At 50.5% G+C, this 26,126-nt stretch carries 18 protein-coding genes and 8 tRNA genes; 22 read left to right on the top strand and 4 right to left on the bottom strand.

All coding sequences use genetic code 11. The annotated features are described in order from the left end of the window. Nucleotides 1–138: 138 nt before the first annotated feature. The 19 genes from aspS to SG35_RS18820 all read left to right on the top strand — a co-directional run bounded on the left by aspS (nucleotide 139) and on the right by SG35_RS18820 (nucleotide 12,263). Nucleotides 139–1,929, top strand: a complete 1,791-nt coding sequence (aspS, locus tag SG35_RS18910; RefSeq protein WP_044833593.1) for an aspartate--tRNA ligase — start codon at nucleotides 139–141, stop codon at nucleotides 1,927–1,929. Between the two features lie 198 nt (nucleotides 1,930–2,127). After that, a complete protein-coding gene (locus tag SG35_RS18905) occupies nucleotides 2,128–2,877 on the top strand; it encodes a YebC/PmpR family DNA-binding transcriptional regulator (protein ID WP_044833594.1) in 750 nt (249 codons plus the stop codon). Between the two features lie 45 nt (nucleotides 2,878–2,922). Next, on the top strand, nucleotides 2,923–3,450 hold the full coding sequence (gene ruvC, locus SG35_RS18900; protein ID WP_044833595.1) for a crossover junction endodeoxyribonuclease RuvC: 528 nt from the start codon (nucleotides 2,923–2,925) through the stop codon (nucleotides 3,448–3,450). Between the two features lie 99 nt (nucleotides 3,451–3,549). Further along, complete coding sequence (gene ruvA, locus SG35_RS18895; protein ID WP_044833596.1) at nucleotides 3,550–4,167, top strand: Holliday junction branch migration protein RuvA; 618 nt, start codon at nucleotides 3,550–3,552, stop codon at nucleotides 4,165–4,167. Nucleotides 4,168–4,211: 44 nt separating this feature from the next. Beyond that, a complete protein-coding gene (gene ruvB, locus SG35_RS18890; protein ID WP_044833597.1) occupies nucleotides 4,212–5,216 on the top strand; it encodes a Holliday junction branch migration DNA helicase RuvB in 1,005 nt (334 codons plus the stop codon). A 748-nt stretch (nucleotides 5,217–5,964) separates the two neighbouring features. Continuing rightward, a complete protein-coding gene (gene ybgC / locus SG35_RS18885; RefSeq protein ID WP_044833598.1) occupies nucleotides 5,965–6,375 on the top strand; it encodes a tol-pal system-associated acyl-CoA thioesterase in 411 nt (136 codons plus the stop codon). Then, complete coding sequence (gene tolQ / locus SG35_RS18880) at nucleotides 6,365–7,048, top strand: protein TolQ (RefSeq protein WP_044833599.1); 684 nt, start codon at nucleotides 6,365–6,367, stop codon at nucleotides 7,046–7,048. Before ybgC ends, tolQ begins: the two co-directional genes overlap by 11 nt. An 11-nt stretch (nucleotides 7,049–7,059) precedes the next feature. Then, the gene (tolR, locus tag SG35_RS18875; RefSeq protein ID WP_044833600.1) at nucleotides 7,060–7,485 is read left to right on the top strand and encodes a protein TolR; all 426 of its coding nucleotides are present in this window, start codon (nucleotides 7,060–7,062) and stop codon (nucleotides 7,483–7,485) included. Between the two features lie 3 nt (nucleotides 7,486–7,488). Beyond that, complete coding sequence (gene tolA, locus SG35_RS18870) at nucleotides 7,489–8,421, top strand: cell envelope integrity protein TolA (protein ID WP_044833601.1); 933 nt, start codon at nucleotides 7,489–7,491, stop codon at nucleotides 8,419–8,421. 42 nt (nucleotides 8,422–8,463) lie between these two features. Then, nucleotides 8,464–9,810, top strand: coding sequence for a Tol-Pal system beta propeller repeat protein TolB (gene tolB / locus SG35_RS18865; protein ID WP_420794542.1), 1,347 nt, complete (start codon nucleotides 8,464–8,466; stop codon nucleotides 9,808–9,810). A 44-nt stretch (nucleotides 9,811–9,854) separates the two neighbouring features. Beyond that, entirely contained in the window at nucleotides 9,855–10,406 is a 552-nt protein-coding gene (gene pal, locus SG35_RS18860; RefSeq protein ID WP_044833603.1) for a peptidoglycan-associated lipoprotein Pal, read from the top strand. Between the two features lie 12 nt (nucleotides 10,407–10,418). Next, nucleotides 10,419–11,228 (top strand): tol-pal system protein YbgF, encoded by an 810-nt coding sequence (ybgF, locus tag SG35_RS18855; protein ID WP_053043126.1) that lies wholly within the window; start codon nucleotides 10,419–10,421, stop codon nucleotides 11,226–11,228. Between the two features lie 141 nt (nucleotides 11,229–11,369). Continuing rightward, a tRNA-Lys gene (locus SG35_RS18850) sits at nucleotides 11,370–11,445 on the top strand. 124 nt (nucleotides 11,446–11,569) lie between these two features. Further along, a tRNA-Lys gene (locus tag SG35_RS18845) sits at nucleotides 11,570–11,645 on the top strand. 29 nt (nucleotides 11,646–11,674) lie between these two features. Then, nucleotides 11,675–11,750, top strand: a tRNA-Lys gene (locus SG35_RS18840). Between the two features lie 29 nt (nucleotides 11,751–11,779). Further along, nucleotides 11,780–11,855: transfer RNA gene (locus SG35_RS18835), tRNA-Lys, on the top strand. A gap of 30 nt (nucleotides 11,856–11,885) precedes the next feature. Then, a tRNA-Lys gene (locus SG35_RS18830) sits at nucleotides 11,886–11,961 on the top strand. 124 nt (nucleotides 11,962–12,085) lie between these two features. Beyond that, a tRNA-Lys gene (locus SG35_RS18825) sits at nucleotides 12,086–12,161 on the top strand. A 26-nt stretch (nucleotides 12,162–12,187) separates the two neighbouring features. After that, nucleotides 12,188–12,263, top strand: a tRNA-Lys gene (locus tag SG35_RS18820). A 199-nt stretch (nucleotides 12,264–12,462) separates the two neighbouring features. Here SG35_RS18820 and SG35_RS18815 read toward each other — a convergent pair. Beyond that, nucleotides 12,463–12,726, bottom strand: coding sequence for a SymE family type I addiction module toxin (locus SG35_RS18815; protein WP_044835505.1), 264 nt, complete (start codon nucleotides 12,724–12,726; stop codon nucleotides 12,463–12,465). A 430-nt stretch (nucleotides 12,727–13,156) separates the two neighbouring features. On the opposite strand from SG35_RS18815, the gene nadA reads away from it, so the two are divergent. From nadA to SG35_RS18800, 3 genes are all read left to right on the top strand, one after another. Further along, complete coding sequence (gene nadA, locus SG35_RS18810) at nucleotides 13,157–14,215, top strand: quinolinate synthase NadA (RefSeq protein ID WP_044835506.1); 1,059 nt, start codon at nucleotides 13,157–13,159, stop codon at nucleotides 14,213–14,215. A 143-nt stretch (nucleotides 14,216–14,358) separates the two neighbouring features. After that, nucleotides 14,359–14,446: transfer RNA gene (locus SG35_RS18805), tRNA-Ser, on the top strand. A gap of 106 nt (nucleotides 14,447–14,552) precedes the next feature. Continuing rightward, complete coding sequence (locus tag SG35_RS18800) at nucleotides 14,553–14,930, top strand: DUF1294 domain-containing protein (protein ID WP_044835507.1); 378 nt, start codon at nucleotides 14,553–14,555, stop codon at nucleotides 14,928–14,930. Between the two features lie 171 nt (nucleotides 14,931–15,101). Here the strand turns inward: SG35_RS18800 and SG35_RS18795 are convergent, their stop codons facing one another. From SG35_RS18795 to SG35_RS18785, 3 genes are all read right to left on the bottom strand, one after another. Further along, entirely contained in the window at nucleotides 15,102–15,365 is a 264-nt protein-coding gene (locus tag SG35_RS18795) for a RebB family R body protein (protein WP_044835508.1), read from the bottom strand. Between the two features lie 192 nt (nucleotides 15,366–15,557). Next, nucleotides 15,558–16,379 carry a DsbA family protein gene (locus SG35_RS18790; protein ID WP_053043382.1) on the bottom strand — a complete coding sequence of 274 codons (822 nt, stop codon included), beginning with the start codon at nucleotides 16,377–16,379 and terminating at the stop codon, nucleotides 15,558–15,560. Between the two features lie 2 nt (nucleotides 16,380–16,381). Further along, nucleotides 16,382–26,125 (bottom strand): Ig-like domain-containing domain, encoded by a 9,744-nt coding sequence (locus tag SG35_RS18785; protein WP_152646801.1) that lies wholly within the window; start codon nucleotides 26,123–26,125, stop codon nucleotides 16,382–16,384. Nucleotide 26,126 lies beyond the last annotated feature (1 nt).

The following is a 26,126-nucleotide window of genomic DNA, read 5'->3' as shown; positions in this document are numbered from 1 at the left end:
TAGCAAATGGCTGCCAACACTTAAGATACTCGTTTTGCAAACTCGCATTTCCATGTCATTTGGGTATAATGGCGGCAATTTTTAAGGCAGGCTTTGCCGTGCCTGAAACCATGACTACTTATTTGCAGGATAAAATAAATGCGCACTCTTTATTGTGGTGAGGTGAATGAATCTCATATTGGTCAGGAAGTAACACTTTGTGGTTGGGTTAACCGCCGCCGGGATCTCGGCGCTGTTATCTTCCTGGATTTACGTGACCGTGAAGGCCTGGTGCAGGTTGTTTACGATCCGGACCTGCCTGAAGTATTGGAAAAAGCCAATACCTTACGTAATGAATTTTGCGTACAGGTAAAAGGTAAAGTACGTGCGCGCCCAGAAGGACAAGTCAATAAAGATATGGCCACCGGCGCCATCGAAGTTTTAGGTTTAGAGCTGACTATCCTGAACAAGGCTGCACCTTTGCCTCTGACTTTGGATGATCATCAAAATAACTCCGAAGAGCAAAGATTAAAATACCGCTACCTGGACCTGCGTCGCCCGGAAATGACCGAGCGTTTACGTTTTCGCGCCAAGGTAACCTCAGCGGTACGTCAGTCGCTGGAATCCCAGGGCTTTTTAGATATTGAAACCCCTATTTTAACGGCGGCCACGCCGGAAGGCGCCCGTGATTACCTGGTACCCAGCCGTACCCACAAAGGTAACTTCTTTGCATTGCCTCAGTCGCCTCAGTTATTTAAGCAATTGCTGATGATGTCGGGCATGGAGCGTTATTATCAAATCGTGAAATGTTTCCGCGATGAAGATTTACGTGCCGATCGTCAGCCTGAATTTACCCAGATAGATATCGAGACTTCCTTTATGAGCGCCGATCAGGTGATGGAAGTGACCGAATCTATGATCCGTGACTTATTCCAGCGTTTGCTTGATGTGGACTTGGGCGATTTCCCGCGTATGTCTTATGCCGATGCCATGCGTCGCTTTGGCTCAGATAAGCCGGATTTACGTAACCCGCTGGAATTGGTGGATGTTGCCGATATCTTAAAAGATGTTGAGTTTAAAGTCTTCTCAGGCCCTGCCAATGATGAAAAAGGCCGGGTTGCGGTCATTTGTGTCCCGGGCGGCGCCACTAAGTTCTCCCGTAAGAACATCGACGAATACGGCAAGTTTGTCGGCATTTACGGTGCTAAAGGCCTGGCGTGGTTAAAAGTGAACGATATCGACGCCGGTATGGAAGGTTTACAATCGCCTATCCTGAAATTCTTACCGGAAGATGCGGTAAAAGCCTTATTAGACCGTACCCAGGCGAAAACCGGTGATATCATTTTCTTCGGCTCGGATAACTACAATGTCGTGACCGAAGCCCTGGGCGCATTACGTTTAAAACTGGGTGAAGACTTGGATATCGTCAGCGATACCTGGGCGCCGTTATGGGTGGTCGACTTCCCGATGTTTGAAGAAGTTGACGGCCAGTACCATGCACTGCATCACCCGTTTACCGCACCGACCGGTATCACCGCCGAGCAGCTCGAAGCCGATCCGGCAGCGGCGCTGTCAGATGCTTATGACATGGTGCTTAACGGTTGTGAATTGGGCGGCGGCTCTGTACGTATCTTTGATCAGCAGATGCAGGCGGCGGTATTCCGTATCCTGGGGATCAGTGATGAAGAAGCGCAGGAAAAATTCGGCTTCTTACTTGAAGCCCTGCAATATGGTGCGCCGCCACATGCCGGTTTAGCCTTTGGTTTAGACCGTTTGGTGATGCTGATGACAGGTGCTACCTCAATCCGTGACGTGATGGCGTTCCCGAAAACCACAACGGCGGCGTGTCCGTTAACCAATGCCCCGGGTCAGGCAAATCCTGCCCAGCTGGCTGAGCTTGGTGTACAAACCATAGCGAAAGAAAGTAAAGAAGATCAGCAAGCTGAATAGATTTCTGTTTGACGGTCTAAGCCTAAGGGTTAACTGCTTCGTTGATATGAGTGATAAGTGATCAGCTAAAGCGTTAATCCGGGTTCCGGTAATAAATGCAGCTAAAGAAATTCTTTAGCTGCATTTTTGTTTTTAACCCTGTTAAATTAACCTTGTTTAATGAAGGCAAGGTAAAACACAGCAAGAGGGACTTTATTTATGGCAGGTCACAGTAAATGGGCGAATATCAGGCATAGAAAAGCGGCCCAGGATGCAAAACGGGGTAAAATATTTACCAAGCTGATTCGCGAGCTGACGGTTGCTGCCCGGGAAGGGGGCTCAGATCCCGACTCAAATCCCAGGTTACGGCTGGCAATCGATAAGGCCCTGGGGGCCAATATGACCCGGGACACCATAGAGCGCAATGTTAAACGCGGCGCCGGTGAGCTTGAAGGGCAAGTTGTTGAAGATGTTACCTATGAAGGTTATGGGCCGGGCGGCACGGCGATCCTGGTTGAATGCATGACAGACAATATTAAACGCACGGTACAGGGGGTTCGCCATGCGTTTAATAAAAGTGGCGGCAACCTGGGCACAGACGGCAGTGTCGCCTACCTCTTTGATAAAAAAGGCCTGATCATCTACGGCGAAGAACATGATGAAGATGAGATCATGGATGCCGCCCTGGAAGCGGGCGCCGAAGATGTATTAACCCTCGAAGATGGTCATATTCATGTCCTGACCGAGCCGGGGGATTTTTTTGCCGTGAACCAGGCGCTGGAAGCGGCGGGCTTAACTTCACAGGAAGCGGAAGTGACGTTAATTCCACAAACCAAAGCCGAGCTTGATGCCGATACCGCAGAGAAATTTATGCGCCTGGTGGATGCGCTGGAAGAACTCGACGATGTCCAGGAAGTGCATTCCAATGCCGAGATCAGTGAAGAGGTTGCGACCAACCTGGCACATTAGCAAATTAGATAAACCGTATAACAAAAGTAAAATAAGGCGTATTACTTGAGTATTATTTTAGGAATAGACCCCGGCTCGCGTTTGACCGGTTATGGCGTGATCAAACAACAAGGGCGTCATTTCACCTACCTTGGCAGCGGCTGTATCCGGGCGATTTCCGCCGGAGATGATTTAGGTGCCCGGCTGCAGGTAATTTTTGCCGGTGTTTCCGAGCTGGTGCTGCAGTTTAAACCGGATCTGTTTGCCATAGAGCAGGTGTTTATGGCAAAAAATCCCGACTCGGCGTTAAAACTGGGGCAGGCGCGCGGTGCGGCGATTGTCGCCGCCACCAACGCCGGGTTGGATATCGCCGAATATTCCGCCAGGCAAATCAAACAATCTGTGGTCGGCAGCGGCGGCGCGGATAAAACCCAGGTACAGCATATGGTTAAGACGATATTAAAACTGCCGGGCACGCCGCAGGCAGATGCCGCCGATGCGCTGGCGGTAGCCTTATGCCACGGCCACAGCCATGAGGCGTTAGGTAAAATGGCAGGCAAGGTCACCAAAACTGTACGCCGCAGGCTAAGATAAAGGGCTTTGCGCGAAATAACCGCTTTACTGTATAAATACCTAGTGGTAAGGTGGCCCCAGATTTATTATTACTAAAGTTAACATAATAAGGGTTAAATTGTGATCGGTCGCCTGCGTGGTACTTTGCTGGAAAAAACAGCGCCTGAAATCCTGATTGAATGTGGCGGTATCGGTTATGAGGTGACTATGCCTATGACCAGTATCTATGCCTTGCCTAAGCTAGAAGATGAAGCCGTTATCTATACCCATTTTGTGGTACGTGAAGATGCCCAGCTATTATATGGTTTTGCCAACAAGGTTGAGCGTAAGTTGTTTCGCTTGCTGATCAAGGTCAACGGTGTCGGGCCCAAGCTGGCGCTGGCGATTTTATCCGGCATGTCGGCGGATCAGTTTGTCAGTTGTGTTGCCCATGACGATGTCAGTACCATAGTAAAAATCCCCGGGGTCGGTAAAAAAACCGCCGAGCGTTTACTGATTGAAATGCGCGATCGCCTTAAAGACTGGCAGTCGGATCTGCTGACGCCTGCTACCGATGCCATGCCGCTGATGCCAGGGGAGAGCAATACCTTTGTCAGTGATGCCAAGGGTGATGCCATCAATGCCCTGGTGTCTTTAGGTTATAGCCAGGCCCAGGCGGATAAAGCGGTAAAAGCGGTTTTTGCCAGCGACAAAAGCAGCGAAGCCCTTATTCGCGATGCCCTTAAGGCGATGTTATAAAAAGTTAGCCATGCTACGAGTTTTGAACAGGATACATTAATCTTATGATAGAAGCCGATCGCTTAATTCAGGCGGATGCCACCCTGGAAGATGAAGGGGTAGATCGCGCCATCCGTCCTAAAATGCTGGCCGACTATACCGGGCAACAGCATGTTAAAGAGCAGATGGAAATTTTTATTGCTGCGGCGAAAAAAAGAAGTGAACCCCTGGATCATCTGCTCATTTTTGGCCCGCCGGGTTTAGGTAAAACCACCCTGGCCAATATTGTCGCCAATGAAATGGGGGTCAATATCCGCACGACTTCGGGACCGGTACTGGAAAAAGCCGGCGACTTGGCGGCACTGCTCACCAACCTGGAAGAGCATGATGTGCTCTTTATAGATGAGATTCACAGGTTAAGCCCGGTGGTCGAAGAAATTTTATATCCGGCAATGGAAGATTATCAGCTTGATATCATGATAGGCGAAGGACCGGCAGCAAGGTCGATAAAGCTGGATTTGCCGCCTTTTACCTTAATTGGCGCCACCACCCGCGCCGGGGCGTTAACCTCGCCGCTGCGTGACCGGTTCGGCATCGTACAGCGGCTGGAGTTTTATAATACCCGGGACTTAACCGAGATTATTAAACGCTCTGCCCATTTTCTTGCCCTGGAAATAGACGAGCAGGGCGCTTTTGAAGTGGCGCGCCGCTCCCGCGGTACTCCGCGTATTGCCAACCGCTTGTTGCGCCGGGTACGTGATTATGCCGATATTAAAACCAATGGTCAGGTCGACCAGCAAACCGCCGCTGCCGCATTAGATATGTTGGAAGTCGATAACGAAGGTTTTGATCTGATGGACCGTAAATTATTACTGGCGATCATTGATAAATTTATGGGGGGGCCGGTTGGCCTGGATAATGTTGCCGCCGCCATCGGAGAAGAGCGCGAAACCATCGAAGATGTGCTTGAACCTTTCCTGATCCAGCAGGGCTACCTGCAAAGAACCCCCAGGGGCCGGATAGCCACAGATCTCGCCTACCAACATTTTAGTAAAGTCCGTCCCCGGTAACCTCTACAGCTTACCTTATTCAGGGAAATAGCGGCTAAGCCGCTCTTTTCCTCTGCTGCATTATCCCGTTTATGTGATTAACCGCGTTTCTTTTGCCTGCTTTGACGACAAAAGTCTGAAAAAAAGGCAAAAAAAAGCCCGTATCAGAGATACGGGCCAACTCAAACAAAGTTGATAGAAGGAAGTTAACAGTTCCATAAAACATGTCAGAGAGAAAAGATGGTTGAGAATCTAATCAATTTGGTATCTGGCCAGGGGGGAAAATCACCGCGCTAACTCAGAAGACATGTGTATATTAGAGTTTTTACTTAATAGGTGCAAACTAAAAAAAATACCATTTATATATTAGAAAAACTAATGCGAAATTTGTCTTTTGAAAGCCGTGTGCATGAAAATGCAGAAAAAGCCGGTGAATTGTGAAAATTATGAAAGTTTCGTGCATAAAAAGCTGTCTTTAAAAAATGGGTGAAAACCCACTGATGAGCGCTTTTGGCTGATATTTTCGTGAAAAAAACTTAAAGACAATAATTTTTACGAATTTATTTCATTGAAATGAGATCTGCGCTTGTGACTAAATACCATTATCTATTACTATAGTGCGGCAAAATATGCATGGCATAGCGATTTTTTAATCGGTTATGTTGCTGACAGCATCTAAACACAGCGCTCGCCAAGGCGATAAGCCGTGTTTGGCAACTGTCGGCTAAGTTGTTTAAATAATAAGTCGTACTTTTATATAGCGTTTTTGATGTCAAATAATACTAATAATTTTCAGTTGCGGGTGTTTTACGAAGATACCGATGCTGGCGGCATTGTTTATCATGCCAATTATTTAAAATTTTTTGAACGTGCCCGAACGGAATGGTTACGTGAGCTGGGTTTTCAACAAACAGATTTTTTAGAACAAAAACTGGGCCTTGTGGTCAGAAGGGTTGAAATGGACAATATTGCTTCTGCAAAGTTGGATGATTTACTGACCATCACCTCCTCGATCAGCCGGTTAAAACGCGCCAGTCTGGTGTTTAAACAAGAGATCATCAATGAGCAGCAACAAGTATTGTGCCGAGCCGAGGTGCAAGTTGCTTGCGTAAATTTAACTATTTCCAGGCCCTGTGCTATTCCCCAAGCTATATTAGGAGCGTTTGAACGTGTCAGCTGAGATTTCGATATTAGATTTATTTTTACAAGCGAGTTTACTGGTTAAATTTGTGATGTTGGTATTACTGGGTTTTTCCGTGGCCTGTTGGGCGATGATTTTTCAGCGCCGCAATGCCCTCAACAATGCCCAGCAGCAGTTAAAAGCGTTTGAAGATAAATTTTGGGGCGGCACCGACTTAAGTAAACTTTACAGCGAAGTTTCCGCCCGTCAGCACATTACCGGTATCGAAAGCTTGTTTGTTGCCGGCTTTAAAGAATTTGCCCGTTTGCGTAAAAGTAGTTTAAGTACGCCGCAAGCGGTAGTCGACGGCACCCACCGTGCCATGCGCGTGGCCTTGTCCCGTGAAGTGGATAGCCTGGAAACCAACTTGCCCTTTATGGCCACCGTCGGCTCTATCAGCCCTTATATCGGTTTGTTCGGTACCGTGTGGGGGATCATGAATTCCTTTATTGCCCTGGGGGCGGTAAAGCAGGCCACCCTGGCCATGGTGGCCCCGGGGATTGCCGAAGCTTTGGTGGCAACGGCGATGGGCTTATTTGCCGCTATTCCTGCGGTCATGGCGTTTAACCGTTTCAGTTACCATGTTGAGCGCCTGGAAAACAGCTACGGCAACTTTATGGAAGAATTTTCCAGTATTTTACAACGTCAGTCAGCCGCTGAGCAGCAAGCTTAAGGGGCCGGCCTATGTATAGAAGGGTAAGGCGCAGAAAAGTCGCCGAAATAAACGTGGTGCCCTATATCGACGTGATGTTGGTATTGCTGATCATTTTTATGGTTACCGCACCTTTGATCACTCAGGGGGTAAAAGTTGACTTGCCCCAGGCCGATGCCGAGCCGTTAGATAAAGACAGCAAACCGCCGCTGGTGGCTTCTGTCGATAGAGAAGGCAATTATTACCTGGCGGTAGGAACCAGCAAAAATGAGCCGATGTCGGCAGAAGAAGTGGCGACTTTAGTGGCGGCGCATCTTCAGCTGGAGCCGGATACGCCGGTGGTGGTCAACGGCGATGGCGCGGTTTCTTATGATGCGGTGATCCAGTTGATGGTCTTGCTGCAGCAGCAGGCGGGCGTGCCTTCGGTGGGCTTGATGACAGATTCGACGGAGAAGTAATACGTGAACCCGAAGTATGGTGTTGCCTGGTCGTTAAGTATTGCCCTGCATGCGGGGCTGGCGTTGATTTTGTTGTTTGGCGATTTTACCTCGACCCCTAAGCCGACACCAACACCGGCGCCCGTGGTTGATCCTATCAAGGCGGTAGCCGTTGATAAAAGTAAACTGCAGCAACAGGTCAACAAGCTGAAAAAACAAAAAGCCGATGCCAAGGCGGCAGAGGCGAAACGCCTGCGCGAGCTTGAAGAGCGGGCGGCAGAGGCGAGAAAGAAACGCTCTCGCGAAGAAGCACGCATTAAAAAACTTGAAGATCAGCGCAAACGTAAAGAAGTAGAGAAACAAAAGGCCGATAAAGCCGCTGCTGCAGCCAAAGCCAAGGCGGATGCCGCAGACAAGGCCCGTAAACGTAAGGAAGCGGAAAAGAAAAAAGCGGAAAAAGCTGCTGCCGACGCTAAAGCCAAACGCTTAAGAGAAGAAGCCGCGGCGAAAAAGGCGAAAGAGCTCAGACAAAAGCAGGAGGCCGAGCGCAAACGTAAGGAAGCTGAACGTTTACGCAAAGAAAAAGAGGCGCGCGAGCGGGCCGAACAGGAGCGTTTATTAGAGCAGCAGCTGGCGGAAGAAATGGCGGCGCGCCAGCAGGCGAGAATGCAGCAGCAGATGTCGGAAATTAACCGCTTTAAGGCGCTGATCAAGCAAACGATACAGCGTAACCTGATCACAGATCGCAGTACAATGGAAGGTAAGACTTGTAAATTAACCATAAGTCTTGCACCATCCGGGTTTGTGACTAACGTGGTGCCGGGGCAGGGGGACAGGATCCTTTGTGAAGCGGCGAAAACCGCGATATACAAAGCGGCGACCTTGCCGGTATCAAAAGATCCCGAGGTCTTTAAGCAGATGAGTTCTATCAGTTTAACGGTTGAACCTGAATTTTAATGTTTGAAAAAACACTTTATGAGTCCATTAACTTAGAAGCGAATGATGAAATTTAAATTACTATTAGCTCTTGTTTTCTCGTTGTTTTCAATGCAGTCGCTGGCAACGCTGGAAATTGTGATCACAGAAGGTACCGATACCGCCCGTCCCATCGCCATAGTACCGTTTCAGTGGACCGGCAGCGGGCCTTTACCGGAAAATATTTCTAAGGTGGTCAGCGATGATTTACTGCGCAGCGGTAAGTTCAGCCCGATCAGTGAAATGAAGTTTCCGCAAACCCCTTATGACGATAAACAAATCGATTATGCCGCCTGGGCCAGCGAAGGTATCGAAGCCCTGGTGGTGGGTAAGATCCAGGAAACCTCCATCGGCCGCTACCAGATCTCTTATCAGTTGGTGGATGTGATCCGCGGACAGGTTACCGGCGGCCAGGCGCAAATGCTGAGTAACGGCTCTTTGATCAAAACCACAGATCATATTCTCGATGACAGAACCGTGGAAATCGGCGCTGATCAGTTTCGTCGTTACGGTCACAGGATCAGCGATGTCATTTATGAAAAACTGACCGGCACCCGCGGTGCATTTTTAACCAAAATTGCCTATGTTATTGTCCGTGATCAAGCCGAATACCCTTATCAGTTGGCAATTGCCGATTATGATGGTTATAACGAACATGTGTTGTTAAGCTCGAAAGAGCCTCTGATGTCGCCTGCGTGGCACCCCAATGGCGACAAGCTGGCTTATGTGACGTTTGAAAATCGTCAGGCGCAAATTTATACCATAGACATTTATACCGCCCAGCGCAGCTTGATCAGCTCGTTTAAAGGCATCAACAGTGCGCCGCGCTGGTCGCCGGACGGTAAAAAGCTGGCGCTGGTATTGTCAAAAGACGGCAATCCCGAGCTTTATACCATGACAGTGGCGACCAAACAATTGCGCCGGATCACCCGTCACCGGGCGATAGATACCGAGCCAAGTTGGTCACCAGACGGTAATTCATTGATTTTTAGTTCAGAACGGGGTGGTAAACCTCAGCTATATCGCGTAAATTTAGTCGATGGTAAAGTGAGACGACTGACTTTTGATGGCGAAATGAACTTAGGGGGCTCTTTAACGCCCGATGGCCATCAACTGGTTATGGTAAACAGAACCCGTGGCCTGTATCATCTTGCGAAACAAGAATTGGATTCTGGAATATTCCAGATACTGACAAAAACCCGGTTAGATGAATCGCCGAGTATTTCGCCAAATGGCGGTATGATCATCTACAGCACCTTGCACCATAAGCGGCAGGTGTTAAGTTTAGTATCGGTAGACGGTCGATTTAAAGCGCGTTTACCTGCGTTAGACGGGGAAGTGAAATCGCCTTCCTGGTCGCCTTTTTTGTAACAGATATTAGTTAAATTACTTTTTAAGAATAAGGAAAAAATAAAATGCGCTTGAATAAAACTGTTAAAAGCCTAGCTGTTGCTTTGCCTATGTTCGCATTAGCTGCATGTAGCTCGAGTTCAGACACAGACAGTAGCAGCCAGGTTGACACCAATGCCGGCAGCAGCTCTTCGGTATCTACACCGTCAGAGAGCAATGTACAGGTAACAGCCGCACAGCGCGCCGCAGAAATTGCCGAGCAGCGCAAGCGCGAGCAGCTTGAACAACTGCGTTCAGAGCACATTATTTACTTTGATTTTGACGTTTCCAACATCAAAAGCGACTTTGCCCGTCTGCTTGATGCCCACGCAAAATTCTTAAATGAAAACCCTAACGTGAATGTATTAATCGAAGGTCACGCCGATGAGCGCGGTACGCCAGAATACAACATTGCCCTGGGTGAGCGTCGTGCCAAGTCTGTGGTAACTTATTTAGAAAACATGGGTGTTGCTTCTTCTCAGCTGACTACAGTGAGCTACGGTGAAGAGAAGCCTATGGTTAAAGACCGCACTGAAGCTGCTTTTGCTAAAAACCGTCGTGCTGTTTTAGTCTACTAATATGGGATGTTAATGAAACTAAATAATGTTTTATTAGGCATGATGTTGACTGCGGGTACATCTACTGTATTCGCAGCCGACCCCGCTCCGGTGTTCGATGTTAATGCCGGGCAATCGGGGGCAACTAGCCAGTCAAGCAGCCTGCCACCTGGCAGCGTATCGGAGAAAATGGCACACCTGGAGCGTAAACTTGAAGCCAGGAACCGTGCCCAGGTCAGAATTCAGCAGCAACTCGATGAGCTGCAAACGGAAGTGAATGAAATTCGCGGCGCCACTGAATTACATACCCATCAGCTGACCCAGGTTTTAGAACGTCAGCGGGAACTGTATCAGGAACTCGACCGCCGGGTCAGCGAAGCGCTTAAACCCGCCAACCAGGTACCTGCCTCTATTGTTGCTACCGACAGCGGCAATCAAGGCCAGGTGAACTACAGCAGCGATCTGACCGAAAACGAAGCCTACGACCATGCGGTGAACCTGGTATTAAAAGATAAAAAATATCAGCAGGCCATTACCGAGTTTGGCAACTTCAATAAGAAATACCCCAATTCAAGCTATGCCGCCAATGCCCATTACTGGTTAGGACAGTTACTTTTTAATAAAGGTGATCTGGATAAGGCCAAGCAAGAATTTGATATTGTGGTTAATCAACACAAAGGGTCAAACAAGCGAGCCGATGCTATGCTTAAGCTGGCCATGGTGGCGCAAAAGCAAAATAACAAGAGCAGGGCCGTTGTTTTGTATCGTCAGTTGATAGAAGAATACCCAACGAGTACGGCGGCACAGCTGGCTCAACCGCGTCTGGATAGTCTTGCCCAGTAATACTTGACTATAACTTGCTCTATTTGTTTTGTTTTTATGCAAACAAACAACAAGCGTAAAAAAACTTGAATTTGTTGTTGCACTAAAAAAAATTATGAGTATTATATGCGGCGCGTTCACGGAGCATGTGGACGCAAAGTCGGGTCGTTAGCTCAGTTGGTAGAGCAGTTGGCTTTTAACCAATTTGTCGAAGGTTCAAATCCTTCACGACCCACCACTTTTATGATTGAGATGCTTGCTAAATAAAAGCATACCAAGGCTTTTAAAATGTCTTAGTCATGACATGTCAAAATCCATGTCGATATAGTTTTAAAGAAGTAACTATAAAAACCTCTTTATGTGGGTCGTTAGCTCAGTTGGTAGAGCAGTTGGCTTTTAACCAATTTGTCGAAGGTTCAAATCCTTCACGACCCACCACTTTTACAAACAGTAAGCACAGTTTATGTGGGTCGTTAGCTCAGTTGGTAGAGCAGTTGGCTTTTAACCAATTTGTCGAAGGTTCAAATCCTTCACGACCCACCACTTTTACAAAATAGTAAACCAGTTTATGTGGGTCGTTAGCTCAGTTGGTAGAGCAGTTGGCTTTTAACCAATTTGTCGAAGGTTCAAATCCTTCACGACCCACCACTTTTACAAAACAGTAAACACAGTTTATGTGGGTCGTTAGCTCAGTTGGTAGAGCAGTTGGCTTTTAACCAATTTGTCGAAGGTTCAAATCCTTCACGACCCACCACTTTTAAAGGTAAGAGAACGTGGCAAGAAAAGCCAAGGCTTTTAACGCTCTCTACCCAGGTATGGTCGAAGGTTAAAATCCTACACGACCCACCACTTTTACAAACAGTAAGCACAGTTTATGTGGGTCGTTAGCTCAGTTGGTAGAGCAGTTGGCTTTTAACCAATTTGTCGAAGGTTCAAATCCTTCACGACCCACCACTTTACAATCAGTAAGCATTTTATGCGGGTCGTTAGCTCAGTTGGTAGAGCAGTTGGCTTTTAACCAATTTGTCGAAGGTTCAAATCCTTCACGACCCACCACTTCTTCTAAATTCCTTTTAAATATCCGCTTTAATCGATTATCTAACTTCCTTGACATAAGTTATGTCTGAAACTGTAAGTCTTTCATAAATCACTACTGCATTTACCTTTTGGGCTTTAGATTCAGATAAAAAAGCTACTGCACCTGACTTGAGATGCAGCAGCTTGAATGCTTATAGGTGTTTATAGGCAAACCAGCTTAACTGACTTGCTTAGGTTTGATGAGTATCTCCTCTGGATTGATGACAATACTGACCTTGCGGCCGATAGCAAAACCGGCCTGCCTGAGCCATTTCCCCCTGAGCACAATACAAGGCTCAAGGTTTACCGGGACATAGTTAATGCCGATGCCGCGGGTTTTGGCTGCCGACTCAAAGATGGTTTCCAGCACGGTAAACTGCCGATAAATGGGATAATTTACTTTTGCCGGGGCGGGGTCTGGCGTATGCTTATAACTAGCCATGGCGGACTCCTTGGGAAGTTCGTTGTGGTTAGCGACCTCTGGGTGGGCTAACACTCAGGGGTTGCGACTTTAGTTGCGGCTTTAGTTAAGGCTATAGTGCCGCAGGTGGTAACAAAGGGAACAGCTGTTGTTGCCACCTTTAACTAAAGACCGCGTAGCTGGGTAAATCAATAGCGGGCAGGCCTCTTTTTAAAGGGCATAACGGCGGAGATGTCCGTTAAAATTTACAGTGCTGGCTTAGGGGGATTTGTGTAGAAGAGATAGCCTTTAGGCACTTGAGTGCAGGCGCTTTTCATTATATCAAACCCTAGGGTCTAATTACTTTTAGTTATTATGCTATCTCCTTAATTTTCCAGAACTTTACTTAGTACACTTTACCCTTGCTTTATCGTATAATTGCCCTGTTTTTAAAGCATTAACGAGATTTGTAATGACGCAAGCCAATTTAGCCGTGGAATTTGATTTTCAATATCCTGCCAAGCCTAAGCCCTTAACTAGCGAAGAAAAAGCACAATATAAAGAAGAAATCAAACAGCTGCTAAAAGAGAAAAATGCCGTATTGGTGGCACACTACTATACCGACCCTGAAATTCAGGCGTTGGCGGAAGAAACCGGTGGTTGTGTTGCCGATTCATTAGAAATGGCACGATTTGGTAATCAACATCCTGCCGATACCCTGATTGTTGCCGGTGTGAAATTTATGGGGGAAACCGCAAAAATTCTTACGCCGGAAAAAACTGTTTTAATGCCTGAGCTGGAAGCGACTTGTTCGTTAGACTTAGGTTGCCCAATCGAAGAGTTTTCTGCTTTTTGTGACCAGCACCCGGATCACACCGTAGTTGTGTATGCCAATACCTCGGCGGCGGTAAAAGCCCGTGCCGACTGGGTGGTAACCTCAAGTATCGCCCTTGAAATTGTCGATATGCTCGAAAGCGAAGGTAAGCCGATCATCTGGGGCCCGGATCGTCACCTGGGTTCTTATATCGAAAAACAAACCGGCGCAGAAATGCTGATGTGGCAGGGCGCCTGTATCGTCCATGACGAGTTCAAAGCCAAAGCCCTAAGAGATTTAAAAGTACAGTACCCGGATGCTGCCGTTCTGGTTCACCCGGAATCTCCGGCAAATGTTGTTGAAATTGCCGATGCCGTAGGCTCAACCAGCCAGCTGATCAAAGCCAGCCAGGAAATGGATAACGAGACCTTTATTGTTGCCACCGATAAGGGCATCTTCTATAAAATGGAGCAGGCGAGCCCGCATAAAAAATTCATTGAAGCACCCACCGGCGGCAACGGCGCTACCTGTCGCAGCTGCGCCTTATGTCCCTGGATGGCAATGAACGGCTTAGCCTCGATTAAAGCAGCATTAGAAAGCCCGGTAGGCCGTGAAATTCACGTTGACCCTGCACTGGCGGAAAAAGCGTTAATCCCGCTGCACCGCATGCTTAATTTTGCCGCAGAGAATAAACTGAAAGTAAAAGGCAACGCGTAAATTTTCGCTAATAAGCCTAATTTATCAGCAAACAGTTAGTTTTTTTGATAAAAAGTTAAAAATAGCCTTGCACCCGCAAGGCTTTTTTCCTACCATAGCGCAGCTTTCAGCGAACGAGAAATTTCAGCTAAAAGTAACAATCTGGTGAGGTGTCCGAGTGGCCGAAGGAGCACGCCTGGAAAGTGTGTATACCGCAAGGTATCGAGGGTTCGAATCCCTCCCTCACCGCCATATTAAAACGAAAAGCCCTGCAACTGCAGGGCTTTTTGCTATCTGCAGACTTATTTCTTATGAGTCTATTAGGGTCAACAGTTCACTTTCCAACAGAGGTAATAGTATGCGTTTGTTTTCTATTTATTTCGCATGTCTCTTTTTAATCTCGATTACCATTGCCTGCTACTTAGCCTACCTGCCTATAGCGCTAATAATAAGTTATTGGTTGCTAAGTCTCTGCACCTTTGCCATATACGCAATTGATAAATCAAAGGCCAGGAAAGGAGAATGGCGTGTTAAAGAAAAACACCTGCATTTGTTGGCTTTAACCGGTGGCTGGCCAGGTGCAATGATTGCTCAGCAGCTGTTACGACATAAATCCAAGAAATTATTTTTTCGCCTGGTGTTGGCACTAACTGTATTAGTAAATATCAGTGCTTTTATTTGGTTTAGTCCCCAGGTAAAAGAAGTGTTAAATGAATTCGCCAAATTGCTTTATTAACAGAGTTAATTCTGTCGCAATGTTTGATTTATAAGACAGGAAATGCAGATTCATTCACATTTAAATGCCTAATTCTTACCTGATTGTTAAAGTCTAAAATAAAGAAAGCGTTAGCCGGGGGCCGTTTCTTTATTAGCCCCGTGCTGTGTGCCTGAGGTTGCTGTTATCCGGTCATTGATTTCTTTGGGAATTGATCGCGTCAACTATCTTGTTGGTTGAAAAGAGTTTGGTAATGCCTAAAGTTGAGGCCCCCTGGTAGGTGACATTTGCCTGCTGTTGGGCATATACCGCGTTGGCGGCTGCCATGGCTACGGAGTTAGCTATGGTTTGATATAAACTGCCGATGGCCATAGCCGGGGCTTCTGCCACTACTTTTGTATTGGTGGTCGTTACTGCATCAATAACGGCTCCATTGACTGCTTCTGGTTGCGACATCTGGATTCTTCCCTGATGTAGTTAGCTTAATATGATTATTGTCGAGCAGGTAAGGGCTGTAAAGATCGTTTAGCCAATTCCCCCTGGTGACAGGGGGAAGCTGAGAGTTGCAAGGCATTAAGCTAATGGGAAAACTCTATTAGATTTGCCCGGCTTGGAAAGTGCTGGTTAACTGGAGTTGTGAGTTTTCCGTTAAGGGGCTGCGATAATGGAATCGATAACCGTTGAAAAGGTTTGATAGCCCTGGGCGCCGACGATCAGGCGGCCATTAACCAGTTTGTCCCCTTCGATGCGGCCGATAAAGAAGCTCGGTGTGCCGCTGATGCCGAGGGAGGCCGCCAGTCCCTGATCTTCACTGACTTCTTCTATGTGGCGTTTATCGCTGCTGCACAGTTTAAATTGCTCCAGGTCGAGCTTTAATTCGCCTGCCAGCTCCTGATAGCGCTGAGGACTTAACTCGCGGATATTGCTGAACAGGCTGTCGCGCATTTGCCAGTAAGCGCCTTGCGCCAGGGCGCAGTTGGCCGCCACGGCAGCGCCTTGTGCCTGGGGATGAAAGTCGAGCGGGAAGTCCCGGGCGATATAACGGACTTTGCCGGTTTTGATGTAATTTTTCTTGATGGCGGGGAAGGTTTGGTCGGCAAAACGTTTGCAATAGGGGCATTGAAAGTCGGAGAACTCGACGATGGCGATAGTGGCATCCTCACTGCCCAGTAAGGGATCATTACCGTCTAAATCCAATGCCAGCTGGGCGGGCAGGGGCTTGGCCACCGGCTCCGGGGTGTCCATGGCGATTTTATGAATATCGGTGACCGCCTGGCGAATGGCGGCTACTTCCCGCTTTAATTGTTTTAAATCGTCCCGCATCGCCAGGATAGCCGCGTTGGCCTCCTGGCTTTGTTGTTGTGTCTGCTTTTGTTGCGCCAAACTCGTGTTGGTTTTGCTGCATGCCGTTAAGGTGACTACTAGTGTTAGCACTATTATTGGCAATAAAGGGAGTTTGGTGCTGTTCATATTTAAGGCTCCGTGGTGAAGTTACTGGGCACTGAGGTGCCGTTAAATGAATTATTAGCCAGATCCCGCAATCCCGAAAGTGTCCGCACCCGATAGCTGGTATTATTGACCAGATCTTCATCCGGGGTGAAAGTCACCGTCATCTGGTCGGCGCTAAGGCTGTAGCTGCCGCTGACGGCGGTGCAGCAGGGGGAAGTGCGCTCGATAAAGAAGTTGCCGGGCAAGGTCAGGGCGTTGATGGGCTCGCTGAACACGGCTACCGAGGTAGTGCCGACCGGGACATTGCTGCTGGAATTGGCCGGGGTGATGGATACCAGGGTTGGCCTGGTGCTATCTGTGTTGCTGCCTGTGGTAAAGCTTGAACTGACGGGGGCGGCAAGCACATTGGTCGCCAGATCCTCCACGCCGCTGATATCTACGGTATGCAGCTCGGAGCTGGCCAAAGCGCTTATCGGAGTCAGGGTCACCCTGCGGTTGCCGTTACTTAAGCTTTTGCTGACGGCGACCGTGCCGCCGGTATCGCTTAGGGTAATGCTCGCCAGGCTTTCATTGCGGATCGCTTCATCAAATTCCACCATGATCTGGCTATTTACCGGCACGTCGGTAAAACCGTCTATCGGACTGATGCCCGTTACCACAGGCGCGGTATTATCTTCTGCGTCGCTGGTGGTGAAGTTGGCCGGTACCGAGGTGCTGGCATAGGTATTATTGGCCAGATCACGCACCCCGGTGAGCAAGCGGATACGGTAGCTGTGGGAGGTATCTAAGTTGCTGTCCGGGGTAAAGGTGGCGCTAAGCAGGTTACTGGCCACCTGTACCGTACCTGCGACAGCCGGGCAGCAGGGGTTGGTGCTTTCAATAAAGAAGCTGCTGGTGGTCACGGATAAGGGGTTGACCCGCTCGTTAAAGCTTACTTGCGCCACTAAGTTGGTGGGAACATTAGTCGCATTGTTGAACGGATCTACCGAGGCCAACAATGGCCGGCTAAAGTCAACGCTATCTTCTGTGGTAAACAGGCTGACCACAGGTGCGGCGATGACATTGTCGGCCAGGTCTTTTACGCCGTCTATGGTCAGGGTATGGAGCTCATTGGCATTCAACGGGTTACGCGGCGTGATCAGCAGGTTACGGTTACCATTGCTTAAGGCAAACAAGAGATCGATATCGCCTGCGCTGTCGCTTAAGGTGATATTGCTCAGGCCATCGCTTTGCAGCGGCTCATCAAAATGAACCTCGATCACACCATTAATCGGCACTTGGGTTAAGTTATTCTCCGGACTGATGGCAAGTACAGTCGGGGCGGTTAAGTCTTCAACCGCGCTGGTGGTAAAGCTGGTGGTCGGCATAAAGAAGCTGTTGCCGGCATAGTCTGTGGGCACAGCGCCGGAGCGGAATACGCTATGGCTGCTGTTTAGTGCCAAACCGCTGTCGGGCACAAACATCATGGTGCGGGCATCGGCGCTCAGGCTTTGGCTAAAGGGCAGGTTGGTGAAGCCGGTATTTTCCCGGATCAACACGCCGATATGGACAAAAATTGCCGGATCCAGCGGTTCGTTGACCTCCATTTCGATCACGGCATTGACCGGCACATCGACAGAGCCGCTTACCGGGGTATTGCGTACGAATACCGGTGATACGGTATCGGGCTGCACTCCCGTGGTAAAGGAGGTGGTTTGGCTGCTGACAATATTGCCTGCCAGATCTTCCACGCCGCTGACGGTTAAGTCATAAGCTGTGTTGGCACTTAGCGGATTGTGGGGCACGACAGAGACCAGGAACTGGCCGTCAGCAAAGCTTTGACTGGAGATACTGCAGGAGATGGCGCCGCCGCTGCCGTCATTGATCTCTATGTTGCTGTCGCTAAGGGCGGTCATATTCACCTGTTCGTCAAACAATACCCGGATAAGGGCATTGATGGGGATATCAACACTGCTGTCAGGCGGTGAGACCGAGACGATACCCGGTGCGCTGTTATCTTCATCGGTGCCGGTGGCGAAGAAGCGGGTAAAGTTACCAAAGGTCGGTTGCTGGCCATCCAGATCCCTCAGCCCGTTAAATAAGCGGTAGAAGTAGTTGCTGCTGTCACTGAGATTGGCATCCGGGGTGATACGAATGATCCTGTCCCCGACCAGGGTGACGGTGGCGGTAACCAGGTTGCTACTGCCGAAGTTTTCCCTGAGTTCAACATTGGTATTATTGACCGTTGACGGGTCTAGCGGCTGGTTGAACTTAATATCAAACCGGCTGTTGACCAGGACATTATTGGTGCTTTGCTGGAACAGACTCTCATTAATGACCGCAGGAGCGATATTGGCATCGGCCAGTACGGTGCGGAAAGAGCCCTGGTAATTGTTTAAGGCATTACCGCTGGTATCCCGGGCGCTTGGGTCAAGGAATATCTGGATCAGGGCGTTGTCGCTCCAGGGCGTATCCGGGGTAAAGGTAATGCTGCGGCCATCGCCGGTGATATCTGTGGTGCCGCTTACCAGGACGCCGTTTTGGGTGACATTTAAGGCATCGTTTATGGTCAGTTCATCCATGGGCTCGTTAATAAACAGGGTGAAATTGTTGTCAACCGGGACATTGCTGGCGCCGTTGTTGGGTCTTTGGCCAACCACTGAAGGCCTGCCGGTATCCAGTGCCGGTGCGGTGGTAAATTCCGAGCTAAAGTTGGCCAGGGCATTACCTGACAAGTCGCTGATACCGTCGGTGAGCACCAGGGTGATCAGGCTGTTGGCCGGTAAAGTATCATTGACGAACAGGGTGCGGTTATCGCTGGATAAACTGCGGGACGGGAATAACCGGCTGCCGTTGGCGAAAAATTCCACGGTATTGCTGTTGACTGTATTCGGACGCAGAGACTCGGAGAAGGTGATCACAACCGGGTTGTTGACTAAGCTGACGTCGGTGGCGCCATCTGGCGGGGTGATCACTTGTACCGTTGGCGCCGTGGTATCCTGGAGTCCGGCGGGATCTATGGTGAAACTGGTCGGTACGCTGGTGCTGGCATAGGTATTGCCCGCCAGATCTTGCACGCTGTTAAACATTCTTAACCTGTAGGTCTGTTCGGCAACCAGAGGATTTAACGGGGTAAAGCTGATGGTCTGGTCATTGTTGGACAGGCTCAGGCTACCGGCGATACGGGCGGTACCGCCGGAGGTTTGCTCAACAAAAACACTGCCCGAGTTAACCGTGAGCGGGTTGACCCTTTCGCTTAACGTTGCGGAGATCACCGCATTACTGGCGACAGTAGCGGCGCCGTTAACCGGCGAGGTGGAAACCAGGGTCGGACGGGTCGTGTCGGCATTGCTGTTGGTGACTTCAAAATTGCTGCTAAAGGCGCCGCTGGTATTACCTGCGAGATCGGTTAAACCGCTGACATCAATCTGGTAGTTGCCAATGGCCAGCAGCGCTGACGGGGTAAAGAAGATAGTACGGCGGTCACTGCTTAAGCTGATCGTGCCGTTTACCGGTACGCCGCCTGTGCTGACGACTATGGCATCGCCTGCTAAGTCTACCAGGGTGACGGCTTCATCGAGACGCACCGAGATCACGGCATTGGCGGGCACATTGCTGATGCCGTCGGCCAGGCTGCTACCGATAAAATCAGGTGCGCTGTTGTCTGCACCATCGCCGGTAATGAAATTTGCCGGTACCGAGGTACTGGAGTAGGTATTATCGGCAAAGTCACGTGCACCGCTGAACATGCGGATGCGGTAATTGGTTCTCGGTTTAAGCGGCTCATCCGGGGTAAAGGAGGCATGGAGCAAGTCGGCGGAGACGGCTACCGTGCCGGTGACTTTTGGACAACAAGGTGAAGTCTGCTCAATAAAGAAAGTATCGCTGTTAACGGATAACGGATTGAGGCGCTCGTTGAAAGAGATATGGGCCACCATATTGGTGGGTACATTGGTGCTGTTGTTGACCGGATCGGCAACCGCCAAGGTCGGCCTGAAGAAATCAACGCCGTCTTCTGTGGTGAAGCTGGAGGTGACCGGGCCGGTGAGCAGGTTGTTGCTCAAGTCTTCTATATTGGCGATGCTGACGGTATGTAAGCTGTTTTCGGTCAGCAGGTTCTGCGGCACTAAAGTAACGGTACGGTTGCCGTTGCTAAATTGTTTGCTGACGGTCAGTGTGCCGCCGCTGTCGCTGAGGGTAATACCGTCAAGGCTGGAAGTGCGGATCGGTTCATCAAAGTCAATTTGTACCCGGGCATTTCTGGCGATGTCAGCCAGGCCATCTGACGGGCTGATACCGGCCACCTGGGGCGCGGTGGTATCGGGATCAAATGAAGTGGTAAAGCTAAAGGTCCAGTTAAAGAGCTGGTTGTTGGCATAATCTGTCATGGTATTGCCGGAGCGGAATACGCTGTGGCTGCGGTTGACCAGCAGCGGATTATCCGGGGCGACGGTAACTTTACGGGCATCGCTGCTCAAACTGCTGGTGACGGCCAAGTTCTGGAAGGTGGTGTTATCCCGTAATGTGGTACCGGCATGTTGGAACCTGGCCGGATCCAGGGCTTCGGTGACTTCAAAGTCGACCACGGAATTGACGGCAACATTGGTCGCGCCGTTAAAGGGGTTAGTGCGCACCAGGGCCGGTGATACCGTATCCGGCTGTATGCCTGTAGTAAAGGAGGTGGTTTGTACGCTGATGCTGTTACCCACCAGATCTGTAATGCCGTCCAGGGTTAACTGGTGGAGTGTGTTTTCTTTGAGTGGCGCATGGGGCACGATCAAAATTTCCTGCTGGCCGTCAGTAAAATTCTGGCTGGAAATAGTACAGGCGATGGCATTGCCTGAGCCGTCATTAAGCTGCACGTTAGTGTCATTGACTGAGCTTAAGTCGGTCAGTTCATCGACAAGCAGGCGGATCACGGCATTGGTAGGGATGTCTATCGCGGCATCCGGCGGTGATACCGCCAGTACGTTCGGCGCGGTATTATCGCCGCCTGAGCCGGTCCTGAAGAAGCGGGTAAAGTTGCCAAAGTTGGGGGCCTGGCCGTCGAGGTCACGCAACCCCGGGAGTAAGCGGTAGAAATAGTTGGTACCTGTGGCAAGCGCTGCATTTGGGGTGATACGTATGGTATCGCCGCCAAGCAGGTTGACGGTCGCGCTGATCAGGCCTCCGCCGCTGAAGTTTTCCTGTATAAAGGCATTGGTGCTGTTAACGGTTGTCGGATCGAGTGCTTCGCTAAATTCAATATCAAAAAAGCTGTTGGTTAAGAGCTCATTGGTGTTTTGCTGGAACAGGGATTCGCGGATCACAAACGGGCTGTCGCTGCTGCCGTCTGCCTGGGTCCTGAATGATCCCTGGTAGTTAAAGATGCTGTTGCCCGAGGTATCTTTGGCATTGGTGTCTAAAAAGACCTGGATCAGGGCATCTGGCTGCCAATCGGCATCCGGGGTAAATTCGATATTACGGCCATCGCCGGTAATGGCTATGGTACCGGGCACGGCGTCGCCGTTTTGTGAAATATGCAGGGCGCCGGGCAGGGTGGTTATATCCATAGGTTCGTTGGTAAAGAGCACCAGGCTCAGGTCAGTGGCGACATTACTGGCGCCGTTTCCGGGGCGCTGGCTAAACACCGAAGGCCTGCCGGTATCGGTCGGTGCCACCGTGGAGAATTCGCTGGTAAAGTTGTCCATGGCATTGCCGGCAAGGTCGGTGACGTCATCGGTAATGATCACGGTTATGGTGCTGTTGCCGGGTAAGTTATCCCGCAGGGTCACGGTACGGTTGTCACTGGAGCGGGAAATAGACGGGAACAGCCGGACACTGTTGGCGTAGAGCTCCATGGTCGAGCTGGTAACCGTACCCGGATTTAACGACTCGGTAAAGGTGACCACCACGGAGGTATTGATCACCCCGATATCGCTGGCGCCGTTATTGGGAGTGATCAGCTGGACCTGAGGTTTAGTGGTATCGGCGGGTTCGCCGCCCCCTATGGTAAAGTTACTTGGCACCGAGCTGCCGGAGAAGGCGTTGCCGGAAAGATCCTGGATGCTGTTAAAGGTGCGGATGCGGTAAGTGAATCCCGGCAGTAGCGGCGTCAACGGGGTAAAGGTGGCGGTCAGGCCGTCGGCTGAAAGGCTTAAGTCCCCGGCTATACGTACCGTGCCGCCTGTGGTTTTTTCAACAAAGAAATTACCGCTGTTGAGGGTAAGCGGGTTGATGCGCTCGGAGAAAGTAACCGACATGCTGGCATCGGCGGCCACCGAGTTGCTGCCGTTAACGGGGGAAACCGAACTGGCGGTTGGCCGGGTGTTATCTACCGTATCCAGTGCGGTAAAGCTGCTGTTAAAGGCTATGCCGGTATTACCGGCGATATCTGTAAGGCCAGTTAAGTTTAACTGGTACAACCCGGCGGCCAGCGGTGCATCCGGGGTAAAGATAATGGTTCTGCGATCACTGCTCAGGCTGACGGTGCCCGGTATGTCGGAGCCGCCCAGGGACAAGGTCATGCTGTCTGTTGGCAGGTTCACCAGGTTAACGGGTTCGGATAACCTTATCTGGATCCTGGCATTGGCGGGCACGCCGGTTAAGCCGTCTTCAAGGCTGAGGTTGTCTACTACCGGGGCGTTATTGTCTTGTCCTGCGCCGGTACTAAAGTTTGTCGGTACCGAGGTGCCGGTATAAAGGTTATTGGCGAGATCCCGGGCACCGGTATTTAACCTTACCCGGTATGAGGTCAGGGGCTCAAGCGGGTTATCCGGGGTCAGGGTGGCACTTAACCTGTCGTTTGCCACCACTATGGTACTGGTCACCGGGAAGCAGCAGGGATTGGTTTTTTCAATAAAGAAGCTGCTGCTATTTAAGGTTAAGTCGTTAAACCTTTCGTTAAAGGTGATCCGGGCGGCCATATTGGTGGGCACATCCGAGCGGTTATTGACCGGATCTGCCTGGGTAAAGCTTGGCCTGATGACATCGCCGACATCATCGGTATCAAAACTGAAACTGATGGGGTTGTCTATCGGGTTACCCACCAGATCGGTGAGGCCGGTACTGACATTGACGGTATGCGTGGTATTGGGGGCCAGGGCACTGGCCGAGGTAAAGCTGATGCGGCGGTTGGCATCTTCCAGGGCGATAGAGCCGTCTACTGTGCCTCCCGGCGTGGTCACTATGACCCCGCGTACGGCATCGACGATATTCATGGGTTCGTCGAACTGCAATTGGATCAGGGCATTGACGGGAATGGTCGAATCAAAGTTTTTCGGACTGCTGGCGATAAAGTTGGGCCGCTCGCTGTCCTGGACAAAGGCGGTGGTAAAGGAGAAGTTATGCTGGAACTGCAAGGCATTACCGGACACATCCTGGGTATTGGTGGTCACAAAAACGCTGTGGCTGCGGCCGATGGCAAAGGTGCTGTCGGGCACGAAGGACGCCACCCGGCCGTCGGGATCCACCTGTATCATCCCGGGAACGTTGCTAAAGGTGATGTTATCCCGGACGATGATATTGGCCGGGATCAGGGTGGCCGGATCCATAGGTTCACTAAATTCCATGGTAAAGGGGGCATTGACCGGCACATTCGAGCTGCTGCTGAGCGGGCTGGTGCGGATAACCGTCGGACGTATATCATCGACAAATTCCGCCGTGGTAAAGCTGCTGTTGAAGCTGCCCACCATCAGGTTACCGGCAATATCCCGTATGCCTTGTACTTCAACGGCTAAAGTGGTCAGGCCCGGCAGCTGCTCATCCGGGGTAAAGGTGACCGACAATAAATCGTTGGATAAACTCAGGTCGCCTGTGATCGGAACACCATTGGTGAGGCTGATCACGCCGTCGGTGATGGAAGTGTCCAGCAGCTGTTCATTAAAACGCACCACGATCACTGAGTTGGTGGGCACATCGGAGGCGGTATCTAACGGCGTGATCTGGGAGACTGCTGGCGGCACGGTATCATTGTTAAAGGGATCTGTACCCAGCTGTGATTCTTCCAGATTGGTGAGGCCGTCATTATCCGGGTCGTCCAGGGCATCGTTGGGATCTGTGGGGTCGAGGCCAAACTGGGATTCATAACCGTCATCCATGCCGTCGCCGTCGGTATCGGCGCGCAGCGGATCGGTAATATGACCGTCTGCCCCCGGCAGGACTTCTTCACCGTCGAGCAAGCCGTCACCGTCGGTATCCGGATTAAGCGGGTCGGTGTTTTCCAGCACTTCTTCACTGTTGGGCAGGCCGTCGTTGTCACTGTCTTCACTGCCGTCGGGGATACCGTTAAAGTTGGTGTCGGCGCGCAGCGGATCCAGGCCCAGGGCAAGTTCGACGCCGTCGGGTAAGAGGTCGTTATCGCTGTCGGGGTCGAGCATATTGATAATACCGTCGCCGTCGCTGTCCGAGGTCGGGTTGACTTCAGAGCCGTCGAGCAGGCCGTCACCGTCGGTATCCGATAATAACGGGTTCGAGCCTAAGCTGCCTTCCTGGGCATCATCAAGGCCGTCGCCGTCGGTATCGTTAAGGAAGATACTGGTGCCTAAGTTAAATTCCTCGGTATTGTTCAGGCCGTCGAGATCAAAGTCGAGCAGGGCGTCGCCGTCGTCATTTAAGTCTAAGCCTATGCCGCCGGGGCGGGATAAGATCTGGAATTCCGACAGTCCCGGGGTATTGCTTTCATCGTCTGTGGCGGTAAAACGTATCCGGCGGATCATATCGACATCAAGCGGCACGGCTAAGTCACGGCTGGGCGCCGGCAGTAAAACTTCGCCGGAGTTAAAAACTTCATTATCGGCGACATCAAAGGCCTGGATGCGGCCGGCAAAAAAGTCGAAACCCACCGGGTTGGTGCGGTTACCGAGCAGGCGTACCTGGGCGACATCGACATCGTCCGGCAGCAAAACTTCAATAAAGGGGGCGCTGCGTTTGTTGGCGGCATCGCCGACACTGGTAAACCAGGAAGTGAAAATATTGCCGTCTATGGCGCGATCCGGCACATTGGAGCCGGAGAAGCTGCTGGCATCGACGGTGACGCCGGGCAGGCGGGATAAATTGGCGCCGCCGGGGTTGACTGCATTGAGGCTTTCAAAGTCATCCGGCAGGCCGTCATCATCCGCATCCAGGGTCAGGTTTACGGTGAGCTGGATAGTGGCGATAACCCCTTCGTGGGTAGCCGTGACCAGTAGCGTGCCACTGGAAACGGCGTTAATGAAGCCGTCGTCGCTGACGGTGGCAATGGCGGGGTTTGATACCAGATAAAAGGTACCGGTATCTGCCAGGGTGATATCAATCTCGGTGCCGTCGGGTAAGGTGCCTGTGGTGACCAACTGGACGCCGTTGGCTTCAGGGGTGAGTTCCAGTGCAGGGGAGCTGATCTCGATAGAGACAGGTACGGGGTCATCGTCGGCAAAGGAGATTTCATCAAACAGGGTTTCACCGTTGGGGTTGCCCAGCACAAAGGGTGACTGGCCGTTATCGACGCTGCCGTCGGCGCGGTCACAAACTACCCGTACCCGAAAAGCCCCCTGCGGCACGGGCACATTGGGAATGACAAAGGTACCGTCGGTATTGACCTGGGTCTGGCGGTTTAAAATGGTGGCGATACAGTCTTCATTGAGTACCGGCCCGGCATCCGGGATGTCGATGATTTCCGGCGGGCCCGGCAGTTCATCGTCATCTTTATTTTCGTTGGCATAGGGCAGTGATGTAAAGCTAAAACAAGTTAACAAAAACACCGCAGGGAGGTATTGCCGCAAGGTATCGAGAAATCCCTTGCCTGTAGTCTGAGAAAATCGTCCGGTCTTCATT

The organism is Thalassomonas actiniarum (genome assembly GCF_000948975.2).
GTDB lineage: Bacteria > Pseudomonadota > Gammaproteobacteria > Enterobacterales > Alteromonadaceae > Thalassomonas > Thalassomonas actiniarum.
This window is presented reverse-complemented; position numbering and strand designations above follow the sequence as displayed.

Coding starts and splice junctions, on each gene's coding strand:
- tolB (WP_420794542.1), top strand. CDS start 8,464: ATGATGAAATTTAAATTACTATTAGCTCTTGTTTTCTCGTTGTTTTCA.
- tolR (WP_044833600.1), top strand. CDS start 7,060: ATGTATAGAAGGGTAAGGCGCAGAAAAGTCGCCGAAATAAACGTGGTG.
- pal (WP_044833603.1), top strand. CDS start 9,855: ATGCGCTTGAATAAAACTGTTAAAAGCCTAGCTGTTGCTTTGCCTATG.
- SG35_RS18815 (WP_044835505.1), bottom strand. CDS start 12,726: ATGGCTAGTTATAAGCATACGCCAGACCCCGCCCCGGCAAAAGTAAAT.
- ybgC (WP_044833598.1), top strand. CDS start 5,965: ATGTCAAATAATACTAATAATTTTCAGTTGCGGGTGTTTTACGAAGAT.
- ruvB (WP_044833597.1), top strand. CDS start 4,212: ATGATAGAAGCCGATCGCTTAATTCAGGCGGATGCCACCCTGGAAGAT.
- ybgF (WP_053043126.1), top strand. CDS start 10,419: ATGAAACTAAATAATGTTTTATTAGGCATGATGTTGACTGCGGGTACA.
- SG35_RS18800 (WP_044835507.1), top strand. CDS start 14,553: ATGCGTTTGTTTTCTATTTATTTCGCATGTCTCTTTTTAATCTCGATT.
- SG35_RS18785 (WP_152646801.1), bottom strand. CDS start 26,125: ATGAAGACCGGACGATTTTCTCAGACTACAGGCAAGGGATTTCTCGAT.
- SG35_RS18790 (WP_053043382.1), bottom strand. CDS start 16,379: ATGAACAGCACCAAACTCCCTTTATTGCCAATAATAGTGCTAACACTA.
- SG35_RS18795 (WP_044835508.1), bottom strand. CDS start 15,365: ATGTCGCAACCAGAAGCAGTCAATGGAGCCGTTATTGATGCAGTAACG.
- SG35_RS18905 (WP_044833594.1), top strand. CDS start 2,128: ATGGCAGGTCACAGTAAATGGGCGAATATCAGGCATAGAAAAGCGGCC.
- nadA (WP_044835506.1), top strand. CDS start 13,157: ATGACGCAAGCCAATTTAGCCGTGGAATTTGATTTTCAATATCCTGCC.
- aspS (WP_044833593.1), top strand. CDS start 139: ATGCGCACTCTTTATTGTGGTGAGGTGAATGAATCTCATATTGGTCAG.